Below are 17,440 nucleotides of genomic sequence, written 5' to 3' on the forward strand. Positions count from 1 at the left end.
GGGGGACCGACCCGCGCGCGGACGGCATGACCCCGAGTGTGAACGACCTGCGGGTCCGCCTGATGGAGGTCTCGTGACCCTGAGCGTGAAGGACCTGCGGGTCCATTACAGGACTCTGCGCGGAGAGGTGAAGGCGCTCGACGGCGTCACCTTCGACGTCGGAGACGGGGAGATCCTCGGGCTGGCGGGGGAGTCCGGCTGCGGCAAGACCACCCTCGGCAAGAGCCTGATCAGGATGGACGGCCGGATGCGGCTGGCCGGAGGCACCGCCGAACTCGACGGTGAGGAGCTGCCGATCGGGGACGATCACCGGATGAACCGCTTCCGCTTCAGGGAGGTGTCCATCATCCCGCAGTACTCCATGAGCGCCATGAACCCCACCCGCAAGATCGGCAGGATGGTCGCCGAGCTGCTCAGCTCCCGGGGGGAGCGCCTGGACACCGACGAGCTGGTGCGCCGCCTGGCCCTGGTCGAGCTGCCGGTCGAGGTCCTGCAGCGGTATCCGATCGAGCTGTCCGGCGGTATGAAGCAGCGCATGGTGATGGTCATCTCCACCCTGCTCGACCCCTCCCTGCTCATCGCCGACGAGATCACCTCCGCGCTCGACGTGTCGACCCAGCAGGCCGTGGCCAGGACGCTCGTGGAGTTCCGGGACCGGGGCTTCGTGCGCAGCATGATCTTCATCACCCACGACATCTCGCTGACCTACCAGATCGCTGACACGATCATGGTCATGTACGCCGGAAAGCTCGCGGAGAAGGCCCCGGCGGGCGTGATCGTCACCGAGCCGCGCCACCCCTACACCCGGCTGCTGATCTCCTCGCTGCCCGAGGTCGGCGTCCGGTACGCCGACCGACGGCTCTCCGGCATCCCCGGCGAGCCGCCCTCCCTGCTGGACCCGCCCACCGGGTGCCGGTTCAGGGACCGCTGTCCCCTGGCGTTCGACAGGTGCGCCGAGGAGCCCCCGGTGGTCGAGGTCGACCCCGGCCACCACGTCGCCTGCTGGAAGGTCTGATGCTGAAACTCGACGGAGTCACCAAGACCTACAAGGTGGGCGCTTTCGGCGGGAGGACCCTGACCGCCGTCGACGATGTGAGCCTCGCCCTGCGGCCCGGTGAGGTGGTCTCCCTCATCGGCGAGAGCGGCAGCGGCAAGACCACCATCGGCAAGATGGTCCTCGGGCTGCTGTCCCCGTCGGGAGGTTCGATCACCCTCGACGGGGCTCCCGCGAAGCCGGGCAAGGCTTACTACCGCCACGTGCAGGGCGTCTTCCAGGACCCGTTCAGCTGTTACAACCCGGTATTCAAAGCCGACCGCGTGCTACGGATGATCAAGGATGAGTATTTCCCCGGGGTCGCCGCCACGGAGTGGGACGGCAGGATCGAGGAATCACTCAAGGACGTCAGGCTCAACCCCGGCCAGGTCCTCGGTAAATACCCGCACCAGCTCAGCGGCGGTCAGCTACAGCGTCTGCTGATCGCCAGGGCGCTCCTGCTCGACCTCAGGTTCCTGGTCGCCGACGAGATCACCAGCATGCTCGACGCCTCCACCCGGATCGACGTGCTCAACCTGCTCGCCGACCTGAAGTCGCGCGGTCTCGGCGTGCTGTTCGTCACCCACGACCTCTCGCTGGGAAACTACATCAGCGAGCAGACCGTGGTCCTGTACCGGGGGCAGGTGGTGGAGGCGGGCTCCACGGACAAGGTGTTCGGCGCCCCCCTGCACCCCTACACGGTCAGGTTGCTCGCCTCGGTGCCGCAGCTCAGCGCCAAGTGGGACGGCGCGCCCGCCGTTTCCGCGGACGACGGGCCGCAGGGTCCCTCCGCCCTGGTGGAGGCCGAGCCCGGCCACTTCGTCAGGCAGGTCGATGACCGGCGGATCACCGTACCCCGTCCAGACGGTGGACGTGCACACATGCGGGCCCGGAGGCCCATTAGGCTGGGAGGGCACATCCGACGACGCCGAGAGAGATCATGAAGACCTTCGAAGAGCTGTACGCCGAGCTGTCCGACAAGGCGCGTACCCGGCCCGAGGGCTCGGGGACCGTGGTCGCGCTGGACGCCGGGGTCCATGCCATCGGAAAGAAGGTCGTGGAGGAGGCCGCCGAGAGCTGGATGGCGGCCGAGCACGAGTCGAACGAGCGGGCCGCGGAGGAGATCTCCCAGCTCCTCTACCACGTGCAGGTTCTCATGATCGCGAAAGGGATCGGGCTGGACGAGGTCTACAAGCATCTGTGAGCCGGTGAGCCCGGCTTCAGCCTCGTAGAAACCGACATCCATGTAAGGAGCTCCACGCCATGCTGCGTCTCGCCGTTCCCAACAAGGGCGCCCTCACCGAGGCCGCCCAGACGATACTCAAGGAAGCCGGATACCGTCCGCGCAAGGACAGCAAGGAGCTCGTGGTCGTCGACCCCGACAACTCCTGCGAGCTGTTCTTCCTGCGTCCCAAGGACATCGCCGTCTACGTCGGCGAGGGCACCCTGGACGCCGGGATCACCGGCCGCGACATGCTCCACGACTCCGGCGCGCAGGTCGAGGAGATCATGCCGCTCGGTTTCGGCAGGTCCACCTTCCGCTTCGCCGCCAACCCGGGCCAGTTCACCTCTGTCACGGATCTCAAGGGCAGGCGCGTCGCCACCGCCTATGCCGGGCTGCTGAACGCCTACCTCGCCGAGCAGGACGTCGAGGCCCGGGTGATCAAGCTGGACGGCGCGGTCGAGACCGCCATCCGGCTGGGCGTGGCCGACGCCGTGGCCGACGTCGTGGAGACCGGCACCACGCTGCGCAACATCGGCCTGGAGGTGTTCGGTGAGCCGATCACCCGCTCCGAGGCCGTGCTGATCAAGCGGATCGGCGCCACCGAGACCCCGGGGGTGCGGCAGCTCAGCCGCCGCCTGCAGGGCGTGCTGGTGGCGCGAGACTACGTGATGATGGACTACGACATCCGGGCCGAGCGGATCGATGAGGCCATCGCCCTCACCCCGGGCATGGAGGGTCCCACGGTCTCCCCGTTGCACCGGGAGGGCTGGGTCGCGGTCCGCGCCATGGTGCCGCGTAAGGGGCACCAGCAGGTGATGGACCAGCTCTGGGAGATCGGGGCGAAGGCCATCCTGGTCACCGCCATCTTCGCCTGCCGCCTCTGAGTGGCCGCCCCGCCCCGGTCGTCCGGGGCGGGGCCACCTCGATCATCAGGCCGCCGGGCCGGGAGCCGGCTGGACATCGCCGGCCGTCTCCACGAGAAGGAGGCCGGGCGCGACCGGAGTCACGCGCCGGAGCGGTGAGTGCGTCCCCTCTCGGGTCTAACGGTCGGCCGGCTCGTCGGCGGGAATGTCAACTTCGTCGTTCGGCGCGGAACGGTCACCGGCACCGAGTTCCTTGCGCAACCGCGCGAGATCGATGTCGTGGCTGCCGTACTTCAGCTCACGGGCCACCTTCGTCTGCTTCGCCTTGGCTCGACCCCGCCCCATTGGCTGTACTCCCTCTTGTAGGCCGTCCCCGGCCTCTGGTCCCTGTGCTTCATCGCATTGGCATGACTTGACACGCTATATCAAGCCTTGCCGGATAGTAGCCACGCTTGGAGATGCCCCCCATCCTGACCCGATCTGGATCGGTGGGGCGACATCCGGAACGGGCTTCCGCTGGCATTCTACCGAGAGTCCTTACGATTTGAACAATTATGCAATTTGCTACATCATAAGTTTCTGTGCTCACCGTACAGGCGATGGGTGCTGGTCGAACTGACGGGAGGTGAGGGGCATGAGCGAGTTCGCCACCGAGCTACGGGCACGCGTCGACGAGGTCATCGTCGAACTGCGGCGTATGCGGCAGGCTTTCGACGACCACGCTGTCGAGGTGCTGTCCGGACGGCTGGAGAACCTGCTGCGCATAGCCGAGCAGCATGGCGTTGACGTGCGATACACGGGCGACGCACCCGCAGACGGGGCGGCCTGACCATGCCGGTGCCCCTGTACCAGGCCAAGGCCGAGTTCTTCCGCACGCTCGGACATCCGGTCCGGGTCCGAGTGCTCGAACTGCTGCAGGACGGTCCTCTGCCGGTCCGGGACCTGCTGAGCGCGATCGACGTCGAAGCCTCCAGCCTCTCCCAGCAACTGGCGGTGTTGCGCCGCGCCGGTATCGTGACCGCCACCCGCGAGGGGCCCACCGTCGTGTACGCCCTGTCCATCCCCGATGTGGCCGAGCTGATGGTTGCCGCACGGTGGATTTTGACCGAGTTGCTGGCAGGCCAGGGTGAGCTGCTGGCCGAGTTGCGTGCGGAGACCCGTAGGTGACGGTGGCCGGTGCGGGCTGCGACTGCGTGCCCGGTTCAGCGGATCGCCTCCCCGCTGCTCGGATGGGACGCCTGTGCGCCGTGCCCATGATGGATGACCACTCCTCCCACCACAGGAACCGGAATGGCTGACCAGAAGAGAAAGACCCTCGAAGAGCGGATCGCGGACCGTCAGGCGCAGAGACCCCCGCTCCGGGACGGCAAGCATTTCGAGCACGGACCCGCGAAGTTCGTCTTCGTCTTCCTCATCACGCTCGTCGTGTTGATCCATGTCGTCGGCCTCGGCATTGTCATGGCGATGGACCTCGGCTAGCGACTCCGGGCACGGTCCGTGCCTCACGCGGCACCGCGCCCATCTCACCTGGTCGGCGCGTCCGCCCCGTCCTCGCGCGCCGAGGCCCGGAGGTCTTCCAGGAGTTCGGCCTGACCCGAGAGCACGCCGGTGAGAATCGACCGCGCCATCCTCAGAAGCTCGGCGATGTCGGGGCTGGTGAGCGAGTAGTACACGCCGGAGCCCTCCTTGCGCGACACCACGAGGTTGGCGCGGCGGAGCACCGCCAGCTGCTGCGACAGGTGCGCCGGCTCGATGCCCACCTCGGGCAGCATCTCCGCGACCGAATGGTCGCGCTCGCTGAGCAGCTCCAGCACCCGGATGCGCGAAGGGTGCCCCAGCGCCTTGAAGAACTCCGCCTTCAACTGGCACAGCGGCCTGCTCACCGCGGCATCCTCCCTGTCGTGACCCTGGGGGCCGATGCCCATTCCGGACCTCATCGCCTTACGCAATTGCCAATCTTAGCAACCAGGGTGATCGAGAAAACCGGCTGCCGCGCGACGGCCGGCCACCCGCGCGGCACGCCCGTAGCCGGCGGCGAACAGTAAGCCCGGCCGCCCGGCGCGTCTGACAAATGTCACCGCCAAGCCTGGACGGCAGGCACTGACGATCACGCGGGAGCGCTTCTAGCGTTGGGGACATGTACGCCATCGCCTTCAACGACGTGAGCAAGAGCTACGGGAACGTACTCGCCGTCGACGGGCTGGACCTCACCGTCGAGGCCGGCAAGACCGTCGCCCTGCTCGGCCCCAACGGGGCCGGCAAGTCCACTTCGATCAACATGCTGCTCGGCCTGCTCCGCCCGACCCGGGGCGGGATCGAAGTCCTCGGCCGGTCCCCGGACGAGGCGGTGGCCCGGGGGGAGGTCGGCGCCATGCTGCAGAGCGGCGAGCTTATCCCCGAGCTCACCGTCCGGGAGCTGGTGGACTTCGTCCGGCGGCTCTACCCCGAGCCGCTCGGCCTCGACGAGATCCTGAAGATGGCCGACCTCACCGACCTGGTGAAGCGGCGCGCCAACAGGCTGTCCGGCGGCCAGGCCCAGCGGGTCAGGTTCGCCCTGTCCATCGCCGGCGCGCCCCGGCTGCTGGTCCTGGACGAGCCCACCGCGGCCATGGACGTGGAGTCGCGGCTGCGGTTCTGGGAGAGCATGCGCGCCTACGCGGAAGGGGGGCGGACCGTGCTGTTCGCCACCCACTACCTTGAGGAGGCCGACGAGAACTCCGACCGGGTCGTCGTGATCGCCCGGGGCCGCGTCGTGGCCGACGGCACCGCCGCGCAGATCAAGGCGGGAGCAGGCGGCCAGGAGGTCCGCTTCACCCTGGACGGGCAGTCCACCGCCGGACTGGACGCGCTGCCCGGGGTCACCGCCGTGAAGTTCCAGGAGGGCGTCGCCACGCTGCGTACCGCCGACCCCGACGCCACGGTGGCCGCCCTCTACCGGGGCACCTCGTTGGACATCCGCGACCTGCGCATCACCGGCGCCGACCTCGAAGACGCCTTCCTCGCCCTCACCCAGGAGCCATGATGCTCAACTACATCAAGATCGAGGCGCTGCGGATGCTGCGCAACATGCGTTACGTCATCTTCGTGGTGGCCTTCCCCGTCGCGTTCTACCTCCTCTTCTGCAGCGTCTACGGCAACGAGACCGGCCCCGACGGAGTGCGGGCGAACATCGTCATCATGGTCTCGATGAGTGCGTACGGCGCGCTGGCGGCCTCGATGATGAGCACCGCCGTACCGTGGGCGCAGGAGCGGCAGAGCGGCTGGCTCCGTCAGCTGCAGATCACCCCGCTCTCCAACTTGACGATCATCATGACGAAGCTGGTCACCTCGCTGCTGCTGGTGCTCCCCGCCATCCTGTTCGTCTGCGCCGCCGCCGTGCTCTTCCAGGGCGTCTCACTCCCTCCGGGGCAGTGGGCCGGGCTGATCCTGACGATGTGGGTGGGAGTCATCCCGTTCGCCGCACTGGGGCTCACCATCGGGTCGCTGCTGCCTCCCGACACCGCGCAGCCCGTGGCGATGATCGGGATGTTCGTGCTGGCGATCCTGGGCGGTCTGTGGTTCCCGGTGGAGACGATGCCTTCGGCGATGAAGGCCATCGCGCACGCGATGCCGTCCTTCAACTACGCCGACATGGGGCAGAGCATCGTCGCCGGGCACGGCGCGCCGCTCTCGGGTGTCCTGACCGTCGGCGCCTGGGCGGTCGCGCTGGGCGTGATCGCGGTGTTCGCCTACAGGCGGGCCACCGTACGGGCATGAAGATCGAATCGATCTTCACCTTCGGTGGGACGGGAGCCGGTGAGCGGCCGTCCCGCCGACGGCGGTTGGCGGGGATGTCCATCGGCCTGGTGTACCTGTGCTTCCCGGTTCTGGACATCGTCAACGGCGAGGTGACCGGCGCGAGGGCCGTGTGGGGCGCCCTCGGGCTGGTCGCCTACCTCGCCTGTTTCCTGGCCACCGCGCTGATGCCGCGGGAGTCCGGCGAGCTGACCCCGCTGACCCGCGGTCTCCTCGTCGGCATCACGCTCCTGACCGCCGGCCTGCCGTTCCTCTTCGGCGGCGGCTGGCTGACCCTGCCGATCTACACGACCGTCGTCTACAGCATGGCGCTGCGCCCCTCGCTGGCGCTGCCCGGCATGCTGGCAATGGGCGGCGTCGTCGTGCTGGTCGGCCTGCTGGAGGAGAACGACCCCGCCACCACCGTGGTGCTGCTCCTGCAGGTCGTCACCCTCGGCGTCCTGTTCATGAGCGTGCGCAACACCCGGCTGCTGGTGGTCCAGCTCCGCCGGGCGCAGGGCGAGGTGGCGCGGCTGGCCGCGAGCGAGGAACGGCTGCGGATCGCCCGGGACCTGCACGACCTGCTCGGCCACAGCCTGTCGCTGATCGTGCTGAAGAGCGAGCTGGCCGGGCGGCTGGCCGAGAACGGCTCGGAGCGGGCCACGGCGGAGCTCCGCGACATCGAATCGGTGGCCAGGCAGGCACTGGTCGAGGTACGCGACGCCGTCAGCGGCTACCGGCACCGCGGCCTGTCGGACGAGCTGGACGGCGCCCGCGCCGCGCTGGAGGCGGCGGGGACACGGGTGACGATCCGGCTCGCGGGGACCCCGCTGCCCGACGCGCTGGACGGCCTGCTCGGCTGGGCGGTGCGCGAGGGGACCACCAACGTCATACGGCACGCGGGGGCGACCCGGTGCGAGATCGAGGTGACCCACGACGGGGAGGTCACCGTCCTGGAGATCGTGGACGACGGGCGGGGGGCGGCGCCGTACGGGCCGGGCAGCGGGCTGGCCGGGCTGACCGAGCGGGTGGAGGCGGCGGGCGGGACGGTGTCCGCCGGGCCGTACGAGAGGGGCTTCGCCCTCAGGGTCGCGGTCCCGCAGGCCGTAGGGTCACGGACATGATCCGGGTTTTGGTGGTGGAGGACCAGGCGATGGTCCGGGGCGCGCTGGCCTCGCTGCTCGGCCTGGAGCCGGACATCGAGGTGGCGGGGGAGGCGGCTTCGGGGGAGGAGGCGCTCGCCGTGGCGCTCAGGACCCGGCCCGACGTCGCTCTGCTCGACATCGAGATGCCCGGCGGCGACGGGATCACCGCCGGGGCGCGGATCCGTGAGGCGCTGCCCGGCTGCCACATCATGATCCTGACCACCTTCGGCCGCCCCGGCTACCTGCGACGGGCGATGGAGGCGGGCGCGGTGGCGTTCCTGGTCAAGGACAGCCCTGCCCGCGAGCTCGCCGCCGCCATCCGCCGGGTCCGCGACGGCGAGCGCGTCATCGACCCCGGTCTGGCGGCCGTCGCGCTCAGCGCGGGTCCCAACCCCCTGTCACCTCGCGAGCGCGATGTCCTGGCGGCCGCGGTCGACGGCTCCACCGTCGGTGACATCGCCGACCACCTGCACCTGTCGGAGGGCACGGTCCGCAACTACCTGTCCTCGGCCATCCAGAAGACCCGCGCCCGCAACCGGATCGAGGCCGTCCAGCGGGCCCAGGCCCAGGGCTGGCTCTGACCTCGGGCACCGGCGCGGGGGTGGCGATACCGCGGCTCAGGAGGACAGCGCCGCGGTCTCCTCCTCCTCCTCCTCGATCTGCCGGTTCCACTCCTTCTTGGAGGCGCGCCAGGCCTCGTCGTCGCGGCCGAGGCGCCAGTAGCCGGAGATGGACAGCTGCGACAGCGGGACGCCGCGTTCGGTCCGCAGGTGACGGCGGAGGGCCTTGACGGAGCCGGCCTCCCCGTGGACGAAGGCGTGCGGGGTGCCCGTGGGGAAGTCGAGCTCGCGTACGGCCGCGACCAGTGACTCGCCGACCGGCGCCTCGCCCCGGTGCACCCATACGATCTTGGCGTCGCCGGGGGAGTCGAGCGGCTGTTCCTCCCTCGGTCCGGCCACCTCCAGGAACACGTGGGCCTGGGCGCCGGACGGCAGGCGCTCCAGGGACGCGGCGATGGCCGGCAGCGCGCTCTCGTCACCCACCAGCAGGTGCCAGTCGGCCTGCGGGTCGGGTGCGTAGGCGCCGCCGGGACCCAGGAAGTGGATCTCGTCGCCGGGCCGTGCCCGGGCCGCCCAGGGCCCGGCGAGGCCGTGGTCGCCGTGGTAGACGAAGTCGAGCGTCAGCTCTGCCGCCTCCGGGTCCCACGCGCGGACGGTGTAGGTCCGGGTGGCGGGCCACTGGTCGCGGGGCATATCGCGCTTGATCGCCTCCAGGTCGAACGGCGCCGGATAGGTCACCCCGGGCGGGGGGAACAGGAGCTTCACGTAGTGGTCGGTGAACTCGCCCGCGCAGAACCCCGCGAGCCCGTCGCCGCCGAGAACCACCCGGATCATGTGCGGGGTGAGCCGCTCCACCCGCCGCACTTCACCGCGGGTCGTCTTCCGCGTGGGCTTGCCCTCTGCCATACGCCACTTCCGATCGACTCAGCTTAGGTACGCCTAAGTCGTAGCATATGGCCATTTGGCATTGTCCTTCAGGGCGGCGCCGGCGGGCCGGGGCGCTCATTAAAAATCTACAACGTAAAGTTGCGTGCATGGGAAATCCCGGAGGAGGCCGCAGCCGGCGATCGCTAGCGCTCGGCGGTCACCTGGCGGATCAGGTCGGACACCCGGACGATCCCCATGCAGCGGCCGAACTCGTCCACGACCACCAGATCGTCGTAGACGCGGTCGGCGTCACGGCCGGCGAGCTGCATGGCGGCGATTGCCGAAGTGGTCTTGGGGACCGTGCGGGCCGGCTCCGCCAGGCGTACGGCGGGCTTCTTGCCGTGCAGGGCGTGGCCGAAACGGCTGGCGATGGAGAGCAGGAACCGGCTGCGGTCGAGGCTGGCCCTCGGACGCTGGTATTCGTCCACCAGGATCACGCTGGTGATGGAGGGCGCGCCGCTGAAGGCTCTGACCGCCTCCTCGGCGAGCGCTTCGCAGGGGAGGGTCGCCGCGGGCATGAGGAACTCCTGGACGCGGGGCCCGTGCATGATCTGGTCCGGTTCCTGATCGAAGGAGGGGAGCGGTACGTGGATCCGGCCGGACGGCCCCGGGACGAGCAGCGGGCCCTGTGCCAGCCGTACTCCCCAGTTCCGGACCGCGGTGAGTTGCCCCTCCTCGGCCACGCCCGGGGCCAGGACGTGGGCGCCCACGTCTCGGGCGAGCCTGGCCAGTGCCTCCGCGAGCGCCGCGCGGCGCGGGTCGTGGGTGACCCGCGCCATGAGTTCGGTGGAGAGCACCGCCAGGTAGGGTGCCGCGTCGGTGAGCAGGTCCATCGGGATGTGGCCCACTCCCAGGTCTCCCACTGCGATCAGGTAGCCGATGGCGCGGAGCCCGTCCAGCCCGGTGAGCAGGGCTCGGCGTTCGGCCCTGGAGAAGCCGCCCCGGAGCACGAGGATCACTTCCCGGGGCCGCCGTCCTGACACGCGCAGTGCCTCGTGGAGTGGTGCCAGCGCGGCTGAGCCGCCGATCACGGCCTCCGCGGGCAGGCCGATCACCAGCGGGAGCAGGAGTTCGCTCCTGGCGGCGTCGAGGAGCGTGGCGGCGAGGGAGGCGACGTTCCCGTGGTGCTCGCCGACCGCTTGGATGGCGATGACGTCCCCCGTGTCGAGGTCGATGATCGGTGTGATGTTCATGGGGGCCGCTGCGGAGGCCGTAGGAAGGTGTGTTCGACTCACCACGTACAGATGATGGACCACGCTGGGTGATTAAATATGCGACGTTCGGTGATGTTCACCGATATTTCGCCGTTCGTTGGAGTCGGCGGCCGGAGGGTCCGCGGGTGTGAGGTGGCACCCGCTAGTGTCCCGTCTCATGAGCTCACGACCTGCCAAGGGAGGGGGGCGCTGGGTCTCGGTGGGGCCGGAGCGCCTGGGCCGCTGGGTGGAGGGCTTCGTCGAGCGGCACGGCCCGCCGAGCGTGACGGCCGCCGATGAGGTGGTGCGGCTCCAGGGTGCCGACGGTGCCGTTGCGGAATGCCAGGTGCCGTTCCCGCCGCTGACCTCCTCGGGAGGTGGCCCGCTGGCACGCCTCATCACCCATGCGCGCCAGGAGCGCCGGGTTGGCGTGTTTCTGGTGCGGCTCGGCGGTCATGCCGCCGGGATCTTCCAGGGTGACGAGCTTGTCTCCTCCAAGGTGGGGTCGCGGCTGGTCCATGGCCGCAGTGCGGCGGGCGGCTGGTCCCAGCAGCGTTTCGCCCGGCGTAGGGAGAAGCAGGCCGGCCAGGCGCACGACGCGGCGGCCGAGGTGGCGCTGCGGATTCTCGGCCCGCACGTGGCCGAGTTGGAGGCGGTGATCCTGGGGGGTGATCGGCGCGCGGTGGACGCCCTGCGGCCTGATCGCAGGCTCACCCCGATCTTCGCGCTGGAGACCGGGCCCTTCCTCGCGGTCCCCGATCCCCGGCTGGTCGTGCTCCGGGACACCCCGGCCCAGTTCCGAGCGGTCCGCATCAGAGTGATCGACCCCGGTTAATCAGGGGAAAGCGGCCGTCGGTGCGCCGTACACTGATCGGTATGCACACTTCCGACTGACGCCGCCCCGATGAGGCGGGACAGCTGAACCGAGAGCCGGAGGAGACAGGGTGCGGCGGGTTCGGCCACAGCGAGGTGAGCCTGTTTATTTCCAGTCTGGGAGTGTTCTCCAACCATGATCGTAGCTTCTGACATCGAACTGCGCGCCGGGGCCCGGCTGCTCATCGAGGGCGCGTCGTTCCGGGTCAATCCCGGTGACAAGATCGGGCTTGTGGGCCGTAACGGCGCCGGTAAGACCACGCTGACCAGGGTGCTCGCGGGTGAGGGCGTGCCGGCGGGCGGCACCGTCTCCACCAGCGGGGCCGTCGGCTACCTCCCGCAGGACCCTCGCACCGGTGACCTGCAGGTGCTCGCCCGGGATCGCATCCTGTCCGCGCGCGGGCTGGACGAGGTGCTCCGGGAGTTGCGTGAGGCGGAGCTCGGCATGGCGTCCGCGGATGTGCGGGTGAGGGACCGCGCGGTGCGCGCCTACGGGCGGCTGGAGGACCGGTTGCACGTGCTGGGCGGGTATGCCGCCGAGTCGGAGGCGGCCTCGATCGCCTCCAGTCTCGGTCTGCCCGACCGGGTGCTGGGCCAGCCGCTGGAGACGCTGTCCGGCGGGCAGCGCAGGAGGGTGGAGCTGGCACGCATTCTTTTCAGCGGAGCGGAGACTCTCCTTCTTGACGAGCCGACAAACCACCTCGATGCAGACTCAATCGGGTGGCTTCGTGATTTTTTACGATCGCATCAGGGCGGCTTGATCATAATCAGCCATGATGTCGGCCTTCTTGAAGCGACGGTAAACCGGGTTCTCCACCTCGACGCCAACCGTGCGACGGTCGACACCTACAACGTCGGCTGGAAGACCTACCTGGCCCAGCGGGAGACCGACGAGAAGCGCAGGAAGCGCGAGCGGGCCAACGCCGAGAAGCAGGCCTCGGTGCTGATGTCGCAGGCCGACAAGATGCGGGCCAAGGCCACCAAGGCCAAGGCCGCGCAGGACATGCAGCGCCGCGCCGAGCGGCTGCTCTCCGGCCTGGAGGTCGAGCGGCGCAGCGACAAGGTCGCCAGGCTGCGTTTCCCCGAGCCCGCGCCCTGCGGGCGCACCCCGATCGCCGCGGAGGCTCTGTCGAAGTCCTACGGCTCGCTGGAGGTCTTCACCGATGTGGACGCGGCCGTGGACAAGGGGAGCAGGGTCGTCATCCTTGGCCTGAACGGCGCGGGCAAGACCACTCTGCTGCGCATTCTGGGCGGCATCGAGCAGCCCGACACCGGGGTCGTCAAGCCTGGCCACGGGCTCAAGCTGGGCTACTACGCCCAGGAACACGAGACGATCGACCCGGATCGGACCGTCCTGGAGAACATGCGTTCGGCGGGGGGAATGCTCGCTGACGTCGAGCTCCGCAAGGTCCTGGGCTCGTTCCTGTTCACCGGAGACGACGTGGACAAGCCCGCCGGGGTGCTCTCCGGAGGGGAGAAGACCCGGCTGGCCCTGGCCACCCTGGTGCTGTCCGCAGCCAACGTTCTGCTCCTTGACGAGCCCACCAACAACCTCGATCCGGCGAGCAGGGAGCAGGTTCTTTCGGCACTAAGGTCCTATTCTGGGGCTATTGTGCTCGTAACGCATGATGAGGGTGCTGTCGAGGCCCTACAACCAGATAGGGTGATCTTGCTGCCTGACGGAGTTGAAGATGCATGGAGTGATGAATTTTCCGATCTTGTGGCACTTGCCTGATCTTAATTTGAGCGGGTACGGATCTTTTCCCATGGAGTAGGTAGCCGATCTCGCTGAAATGACTGATCATGGCGTGAGTAACGCTGCGGAAGTCTGGCACTACAGGAGGTACTCGTGGCCGAGACTCTTAAGAAAGGCACCCGGGTGACCGGGGCCGATCGCGACAAACTGGCCGCCGATCTGAAGAAGCGCTACAGCGCGGGTGAGAGCATCCGGGCGCTGGCGGCTTCGACCGGCAGGTCGTACGGCTTCATCCACCGCATCCTGAGCGAGTCCGGTGTGACTCTGCGCGGGCGCGGGGGCGCCACTCGAGGTAAGTCAAAGCGCTGACCCGCCTCGGAACGCGCGTCCGCAGCCGCCCGTCCCAGCGCCACGACGTCTCGCCCGAGCTTATAGAACCTCATTCTGGAGAGCAGATAGGCTCGGGCGAGACGCAAGGCGACAGCTGGGAGCGGGCGATGACGGAAGTGGCGTTCGGGGGGAGGGCGGAGAAGATCTCCCTCGAGGAGATCGGTCTGCGCTTCGAGGTGGACGGTGAGATCGCGACGATCACGCTGGACCGGCCGGACAGGAGGAACGCGCAGACGTTCGCGACCTGGTCGGCGCTGGCTCAGATCGGTGACACCCTGCCGCGGCAGGTGAGGGTCGTCGTGATCAGAGGTGAGGGGCCGTCCTTCTCGGCGGGCATCGACCTGCGGATGTTCACCCCCGAGGGGGTTCCCGGCCAGGGCTCGTTCGCGACCTCCGCGACACTTGACGACTCGACCTTCGAGCAGCGGATAGCGCAGGCCCAGCAGGGGTTCCTGTGGTTGCGACGTCCCGAGATCGTCTCGGTCGCGGCCGTGCAGGGGCACGCGATCGGTGCCGGGTTCCAGCTTGCGCTCGCCTGCGACCTGCGGGTTCTCGCCGACGACGCCAAGCTGTGCATGAAGGAACCCGCGCTCGGGCTGGTCCCCGACCTGACCGGCACCAAGCCGCTGGTCGACCTCGTGGGCCTGTCCCGGGCCGTTGAGATCTGCCTCACGGCCCGCACCGTGGGAGCGGAGGAGGCAGCCAGGATCGGCCTGGCGGAGCTCGTCGTCGCGCCGGAGGAGCTGGCGGGAGCCGTCGCCGATCTGACCGCCGCGCTGCTGGCCACCCAGAGGGACGCGGCGACGGCGACCAAGCGGCTGCTTCAGGGCTCCTCCGGGCGCACTCTGGAGGAGCAGTGCGCCGCCGAGCGGCGTGAGCAGGTCGTGCGGATCAAGTCCCTGTTCGCCGGAAGCTGACGGGGAAAGGGAATGAAGGTGTCCTTTCCGGCGCTCCCACCGGGAAAGGAGGCCAGATGGTGATGACGGGCGGCTTCGGCCCGCAGGCGATGCACTCGCTACGGCGTGACAGCTCGGTGACCAAGGAGCGTCTGGCGCCGGGCACGGTCCGGCGTATCGCGCGATACGCGCGGCCGTTCTCGCGGCACATCGCGGCCTTCCTGACGCTCGTCGTGGTCGGCTCGGGCATCGTGATCGCCAACCCGCTGCTGATGAAGGCGATCATCGACGACGGGATCATCCCGAAACGGCCCGGGCTCGTGGTCACCCTCGCGGTGGTCATCGCGGTCCTGGCGGTGGCGGACGCGGTGCTCACCTTGGGCCAGCGCTGGTTTTCGGCGCGGGTCGGCGAGGGCCTGATCTACAACCTGCGCACCGAGGTCTTCGACCATGTCCAGCGGATGCCGGTGGCGTTCTTCATGCGGACCCAGACCGGTGCCCTGGTCTCCCGGCTGAACAGCGACGTGATCGGCGCGCAGCGGGCGCTGACCAGCACGCTGTCGTCGGTCGTGTCCAACGTGGTCATGCTGGTCCTGGTGCTCGGCGCCATGCTGGTGCTGTCCTGGCAGATCACCCTTGTCGCCCTCGTGCTGCTGCCGATCTTCGTCTTCCCCGCCAAGTGGGTCGGCAGGAAGATGTCGGGGCTCACCCGCCGGCAGATGGAGCTCGACGCCGAGATGAGTTCCATGATGACCGAGCGGTTCAACGTCGCCGGTGCCATGGTCGCCAAGCTGTACGGCAGGCCCGACGAGGAGGCCGTGGCCTTCGGCGGCAGGGCGGGGCAGGTGCGCGACGTCGGTGTCACCGTCGCGATGTACGGGACGGTGTTCCGGGTCGCGCTGGGTCTGGTCGCGGCGCTGGCCACCGCCCTGGTGTACGGCGCGGGCGGGCTGCTGGCCGTCGACGGTGTCTTCGAGATCGGCACCCTGGTGGCCCTCGCCGCCCTCCTGATGCGCCTGTACGGCCCGCTGACCAGCCTGTCCAACGTGCATGTCGATGTGATGACCGCGCTGGTCAGCTTCGACCGGGTCTTCGAGGTGCTCGACCTCAAGCCGATGGTGGCCGAGAGGCCGGACGCCCGGGCCGTTCCGGACGGGGCGGCCTCCGTGGAGTTCGACGACGTCCGGTTCCGCTATCCCGCCGCCTCGGAGGTGTCGCTGGCCTCGCTGGAGGCGGTGGCCCGGCCCGACACCGGGCCCGGCCAGGAGGTGCTGCGCGGCGTCACCTTCGCCGCCCGCCCGGGCGAGATGATCGCGCTGGTGGGCCACTCCGGTGCGGGCAAGACGACCATCACGAGTCTGGTCTCACGGCTCTACGACGTCGACGAGGGCGCGGTCCGGGTCAACGGCCTGGACGTGCGGGAGGCCACCTTCGACTCCCTGCGTGACACCGTGGGCGTGGTCATGCAGGACGCTCACCTGTTCCACGACACCATCGGCGCCAACCTCGCCTATGCCCGGCCCGGGGCCACCGAGGAGGAGATGTGGGACGCGCTGCGCGCCGCGCAGATCGCCCACCTGGTGGAGGAGCTGCCCGAGGGCCTGGAGACGGTGGTGGGCGACCGGGGTTACCGGCTGTCGGGTGGGGAGAAGCAGCGGCTGGCCCTGGCCAGGCTGCTGCTCAAGGCACCCCGGGTGGTCGTGCTCGACGAGGCCACCGCGCATCTGGACTCCGAGTCCGAGGCCGCGGTCCAGCAGGCGCTGAAGACCGCGCTGAGCGGTCGGACCTCGCTGGTCATCGCGCACCGGCTGTCGACGATCCGCGAGGCGGACCAGATCCTGGTGGTGCAGGACGGCCGCATCGTGGAGCGGGGCCGCCACGAGGAGCTGCTGGCCAGGGGTGAGGTCTACGCCGAGCTCTACCGCACCCAGTTCAGTTCGCAGTCGTGATCGGGCCGGTCACCGGTAGCCCAGGCGGCTGAGTTCCTCGCGGGCGACCTTCTCCACCAGTTCGGCGTCCTGGCCTCGGAGCCGGGTGCGCCAGGCGCCGACCTTGGGCACGTTCCTGCCGTACAGGGCGACTTTGGGCACCCGGGTCTCCAGGAAGGCCGAGAGCTCCTCCAGCGCCTGGGCGGGGGAGGTGATCAGGTCCTCGTAGCGCAGGGTCAGCAGTTGCTCGCGGGGGAGCTCCTTGTGCAGGGTGGCCGAGAGCCGGACCGCGCTGCGCCAGCGCAGCGCGCACTTGCCGGCAGTGGGCATGGCCTTCCAGCGGTCGCTGTGCTCGGCCGCTCTGACGCCGAAGAAGGGGTTGGGAAACTCCGTCTCGTCGTTGAGCATGACCGGTTTGAACCAGGCCAGGGTGGCCGGGTCGGCCAGCATGTCGGCGGCCACGTCGCGCCCGTCCCTGATGAGCTGGACGAACCGGGCGTCGGGGAAGGCCTGCAGCAGCACCGAGGCGCTGTAGAGCAGGTCGGGACTGGCGTCGCCGAACCGGGCCACCGCGCCCGGGGTCGCGCAGGGGCCGTCTCCGGTCACGCCTCCCGCCTCCCGGCAGGGGGCCGGGCAGTCGCGGCAGGCGCCTGGGAGGATCTGCCAGGCCTCTGCCAGGGCGTCGCGGAGGACGCGGGTGGCGCCCATGCCCCGGCCGGCGAGGGACGGGCGTCTGGCGAAGGCGTACACGACGTGGGCCACGGCCGGGCGTCCCATGGTGAGGTGGAAGCCAGGAGAGCGTTTCAGGGCACGGGCAAGCAGGTCCGCGCCGGAGTGAGGGGCGGCGAGCACGAACACCGGCTGGCGGACCTTGATTCCGTTGACCACGAGGATGTGAGGCGGAGGTCGCATATGTGAGCCCAGTGTGGCACCGTTT

At 69.4% G+C, this 17,440-nt stretch carries 21 protein-coding genes; 16 read left to right on the forward strand and 5 right to left on the reverse strand.

The window, feature by feature from the left end:
• Positions 1-73: 73 nt before the first annotated feature.
• The 4 genes from ACIN94_RS23305 to hisG are packed head-to-tail and all read left to right on the forward strand — an operon-like array spanning position 74 to position 3,142.
• Entirely contained in the window at positions 74-1,015 is a 942-nt protein-coding gene (locus ACIN94_RS23305) for an ABC transporter ATP-binding protein (RefSeq protein WP_400709486.1), read from the forward strand.
• On the forward strand, positions 1,015-1,977 hold the full coding sequence (locus tag ACIN94_RS23310) for an ATP-binding cassette domain-containing protein (RefSeq protein WP_400709489.1): 963 nt from the start codon (positions 1,015-1,017) through the stop codon (positions 1,975-1,977). Before ACIN94_RS23305 ends, ACIN94_RS23310 begins: the two co-directional genes overlap by 1 nt.
• On the forward strand, positions 1,974-2,237 hold the full coding sequence (locus tag ACIN94_RS23315) for a phosphoribosyl-ATP diphosphatase (protein WP_400709492.1): 264 nt from the start codon (positions 1,974-1,976) through the stop codon (positions 2,235-2,237). The genes ACIN94_RS23310 and ACIN94_RS23315 overlap by 4 nt, the downstream gene beginning before the upstream one ends.
• A gap of 59 nt (positions 2,238-2,296) precedes the next feature.
• On the forward strand, positions 2,297-3,142 hold the full coding sequence (gene hisG / locus ACIN94_RS23320) for an ATP phosphoribosyltransferase (protein WP_400709495.1): 846 nt from the start codon (positions 2,297-2,299) through the stop codon (positions 3,140-3,142).
• A 156-nt stretch (positions 3,143-3,298) separates the two neighbouring features.
• Here hisG and ACIN94_RS23325 read toward each other — a convergent pair whose 3' ends face one another.
• Positions 3,299-3,466, reverse strand: a complete 168-nt coding sequence (locus ACIN94_RS23325) for a DUF3073 domain-containing protein (protein ID WP_400709498.1) — start codon at positions 3,464-3,466, stop codon at positions 3,299-3,301.
• Between the two features lie 289 nt (positions 3,467-3,755).
• Here ACIN94_RS23325 and ACIN94_RS23330 point away from each other — a divergent pair, with 289 nt between their 5' ends.
• The 3 genes from ACIN94_RS23330 to ACIN94_RS23340 all read left to right on the forward strand — a co-directional run bounded on the left by ACIN94_RS23330 (position 3,756) and on the right by ACIN94_RS23340 (position 4,600).
• Positions 3,756-3,950, forward strand: a complete 195-nt coding sequence (locus ACIN94_RS23330) for a hypothetical protein (protein WP_400709501.1) — start codon at positions 3,756-3,758, stop codon at positions 3,948-3,950.
• Between the two features lie 2 nt (positions 3,951-3,952).
• Positions 3,953-4,288 (forward strand): ArsR/SmtB family transcription factor, encoded by a 336-nt coding sequence (locus ACIN94_RS23335; RefSeq protein ID WP_400709504.1) that lies wholly within the window; start codon positions 3,953-3,955, stop codon positions 4,286-4,288.
• Positions 4,289-4,411: 123 nt separating this feature from the next.
• On the forward strand, positions 4,412-4,600 hold the full coding sequence (locus ACIN94_RS23340) for a hypothetical protein (RefSeq protein WP_400709507.1): 189 nt from the start codon (positions 4,412-4,414) through the stop codon (positions 4,598-4,600).
• A 44-nt stretch (positions 4,601-4,644) separates the two neighbouring features.
• Here the strand turns inward: ACIN94_RS23340 and ACIN94_RS23345 are convergent, their stop codons facing one another.
• On the reverse strand, positions 4,645-5,046 hold the full coding sequence (locus tag ACIN94_RS23345; RefSeq protein WP_400709731.1) for an ArsR/SmtB family transcription factor: 402 nt from the start codon (positions 5,044-5,046) through the stop codon (positions 4,645-4,647).
• Positions 5,047-5,258: 212 nt separating this feature from the next.
• Between ACIN94_RS23345 and ACIN94_RS23350 the strand changes: the two genes are divergently transcribed.
• The 4 genes from ACIN94_RS23350 to ACIN94_RS23365 are packed head-to-tail and all read left to right on the forward strand — an operon-like array spanning position 5,259 to position 8,621.
• Positions 5,259-6,143, forward strand: coding sequence for an ABC transporter ATP-binding protein (locus tag ACIN94_RS23350; RefSeq protein ID WP_400709510.1), 885 nt, complete (start codon positions 5,259-5,261; stop codon positions 6,141-6,143).
• Entirely contained in the window at positions 6,143-6,877 is a 735-nt protein-coding gene (locus ACIN94_RS23355; protein ID WP_400709513.1) for an ABC transporter permease, read from the forward strand. The genes ACIN94_RS23350 and ACIN94_RS23355 overlap by 1 nt, the downstream gene beginning before the upstream one ends.
• Positions 6,874-8,019: a sensor histidine kinase gene (locus ACIN94_RS23360; protein WP_400709516.1), complete on the forward strand. Its 1,146-nt coding sequence runs from the start codon at positions 6,874-6,876 to the stop codon at positions 8,017-8,019. Before ACIN94_RS23355 ends, ACIN94_RS23360 begins: the two co-directional genes overlap by 4 nt.
• On the forward strand, positions 8,016-8,621 hold the full coding sequence (locus ACIN94_RS23365) for a response regulator (protein WP_400709519.1): 606 nt from the start codon (positions 8,016-8,018) through the stop codon (positions 8,619-8,621). The genes ACIN94_RS23360 and ACIN94_RS23365 overlap by 4 nt, the downstream gene beginning before the upstream one ends.
• A 36-nt stretch (positions 8,622-8,657) precedes the next feature.
• Here ACIN94_RS23365 and ACIN94_RS23370 read toward each other — a convergent pair whose 3' ends face one another.
• Together ACIN94_RS23370 and ACIN94_RS23375 are read right to left on the reverse strand one after the other, a co-directional pair.
• The gene (locus tag ACIN94_RS23370; protein WP_400709522.1) at positions 8,658-9,506 is read right to left on the reverse strand and encodes a siderophore-interacting protein; all 849 of its coding nucleotides are present in this window, start codon (positions 9,504-9,506) and stop codon (positions 8,658-8,660) included.
• A 164-nt stretch (positions 9,507-9,670) separates the two neighbouring features.
• Positions 9,671-10,720 carry an EAL domain-containing protein gene (locus tag ACIN94_RS23375; RefSeq protein ID WP_400709525.1) on the reverse strand — a complete coding sequence of 350 codons (1,050 nt, stop codon included), beginning with the start codon at positions 10,718-10,720 and terminating at the stop codon, positions 9,671-9,673.
• Positions 10,721-10,898: 178 nt separating this feature from the next.
• Here ACIN94_RS23375 and ACIN94_RS23380 point away from each other — a divergent pair, with 178 nt between their 5' ends.
• From ACIN94_RS23380 to ACIN94_RS23400, 5 genes are all read left to right on the forward strand, one after another.
• Positions 10,899-11,555, forward strand: coding sequence for an acVLRF1 family peptidyl-tRNA hydrolase (locus ACIN94_RS23380; RefSeq protein ID WP_400709528.1), 657 nt, complete (start codon positions 10,899-10,901; stop codon positions 11,553-11,555).
• A 174-nt stretch (positions 11,556-11,729) separates the two neighbouring features.
• On the forward strand, positions 11,730-13,328 hold the full coding sequence (locus tag ACIN94_RS23385) for an ABC-F family ATP-binding cassette domain-containing protein (protein WP_400709531.1): 1,599 nt from the start codon (positions 11,730-11,732) through the stop codon (positions 13,326-13,328).
• Between the two features lie 114 nt (positions 13,329-13,442).
• Entirely contained in the window at positions 13,443-13,658 is a 216-nt protein-coding gene (locus ACIN94_RS23390; protein ID WP_012892441.1) for a helix-turn-helix domain-containing protein, read from the forward strand.
• Positions 13,659-13,786: 128 nt separating this feature from the next.
• Complete coding sequence (locus ACIN94_RS23395; protein ID WP_400709535.1) at positions 13,787-14,596, forward strand: enoyl-CoA hydratase/isomerase family protein; 810 nt, start codon at positions 13,787-13,789, stop codon at positions 14,594-14,596.
• A gap of 56 nt (positions 14,597-14,652) precedes the next feature.
• A complete protein-coding gene (locus ACIN94_RS23400) occupies positions 14,653-16,524 on the forward strand; it encodes an ABC transporter ATP-binding protein (protein WP_400709538.1) in 1,872 nt (623 codons plus the stop codon).
• A 9-nt stretch (positions 16,525-16,533) separates the two neighbouring features.
• Here ACIN94_RS23400 and ACIN94_RS23405 read toward each other — a convergent pair whose 3' ends face one another.
• Positions 16,534-17,415, reverse strand: a complete 882-nt coding sequence (locus ACIN94_RS23405) for a sulfotransferase family protein (protein ID WP_400709540.1) — start codon at positions 17,413-17,415, stop codon at positions 16,534-16,536.
• Positions 17,416-17,440: the final 25 nt, after the last annotated feature.

Source organism: Streptosporangium sp. NPDC087985 (assembly GCF_044741965.1).
Taxonomy (GTDB): domain Bacteria; phylum Actinomycetota; class Actinomycetes; order Streptosporangiales; family Streptosporangiaceae; genus Streptosporangium.

Coding starts and splice junctions, on each gene's coding strand:
- ACIN94_RS23375 (WP_400709525.1), bottom strand. CDS start 10,720: ATGAACATCACACCGATCATCGACCTCGACACGGGGGACGTCATCGCC.
- hisG (WP_400709495.1), top strand. CDS start 2,297: ATGCTGCGTCTCGCCGTTCCCAACAAGGGCGCCCTCACCGAGGCCGCC.
- ACIN94_RS23310 (WP_400709489.1), top strand. CDS start 1,015: ATGCTGAAACTCGACGGAGTCACCAAGACCTACAAGGTGGGCGCTTTC.
- ACIN94_RS23360 (WP_400709516.1), top strand. CDS start 6,874: ATGAAGATCGAATCGATCTTCACCTTCGGTGGGACGGGAGCCGGTGAG.
- ACIN94_RS23330 (WP_400709501.1), top strand. CDS start 3,756: ATGAGCGAGTTCGCCACCGAGCTACGGGCACGCGTCGACGAGGTCATC.
- ACIN94_RS23355 (WP_400709513.1), top strand. CDS start 6,143: ATGCTCAACTACATCAAGATCGAGGCGCTGCGGATGCTGCGCAACATG.
- ACIN94_RS23405 (WP_400709540.1), bottom strand. CDS start 17,415: ATGCGACCTCCGCCTCACATCCTCGTGGTCAACGGAATCAAGGTCCGC.
- ACIN94_RS23370 (WP_400709522.1), bottom strand. CDS start 9,506: ATGGCAGAGGGCAAGCCCACGCGGAAGACGACCCGCGGTGAAGTGCGG.
- ACIN94_RS23395 (WP_400709535.1), top strand. CDS start 13,787: ATGACGGAAGTGGCGTTCGGGGGGAGGGCGGAGAAGATCTCCCTCGAG.
- ACIN94_RS23340 (WP_400709507.1), top strand. CDS start 4,412: ATGGCTGACCAGAAGAGAAAGACCCTCGAAGAGCGGATCGCGGACCGT.
- ACIN94_RS23345 (WP_400709731.1), bottom strand. CDS start 5,046: ATGGGCATCGGCCCCCAGGGTCACGACAGGGAGGATGCCGCGGTGAGC.
- ACIN94_RS23325 (WP_400709498.1), bottom strand. CDS start 3,466: ATGGGGCGGGGTCGAGCCAAGGCGAAGCAGACGAAGGTGGCCCGTGAG.
- ACIN94_RS23335 (WP_400709504.1), top strand. CDS start 3,953: ATGCCGGTGCCCCTGTACCAGGCCAAGGCCGAGTTCTTCCGCACGCTC.
- ACIN94_RS23350 (WP_400709510.1), top strand. CDS start 5,259: ATGTACGCCATCGCCTTCAACGACGTGAGCAAGAGCTACGGGAACGTA.
- ACIN94_RS23400 (WP_400709538.1), top strand. CDS start 14,653: ATGGTGATGACGGGCGGCTTCGGCCCGCAGGCGATGCACTCGCTACGG.
- ACIN94_RS23385 (WP_400709531.1), top strand. CDS start 11,730: ATGATCGTAGCTTCTGACATCGAACTGCGCGCCGGGGCCCGGCTGCTC.
- ACIN94_RS23315 (WP_400709492.1), top strand. CDS start 1,974: ATGAAGACCTTCGAAGAGCTGTACGCCGAGCTGTCCGACAAGGCGCGT.
- ACIN94_RS23365 (WP_400709519.1), top strand. CDS start 8,016: ATGATCCGGGTTTTGGTGGTGGAGGACCAGGCGATGGTCCGGGGCGCG.
- ACIN94_RS23380 (WP_400709528.1), top strand. CDS start 10,899: ATGAGCTCACGACCTGCCAAGGGAGGGGGGCGCTGGGTCTCGGTGGGG.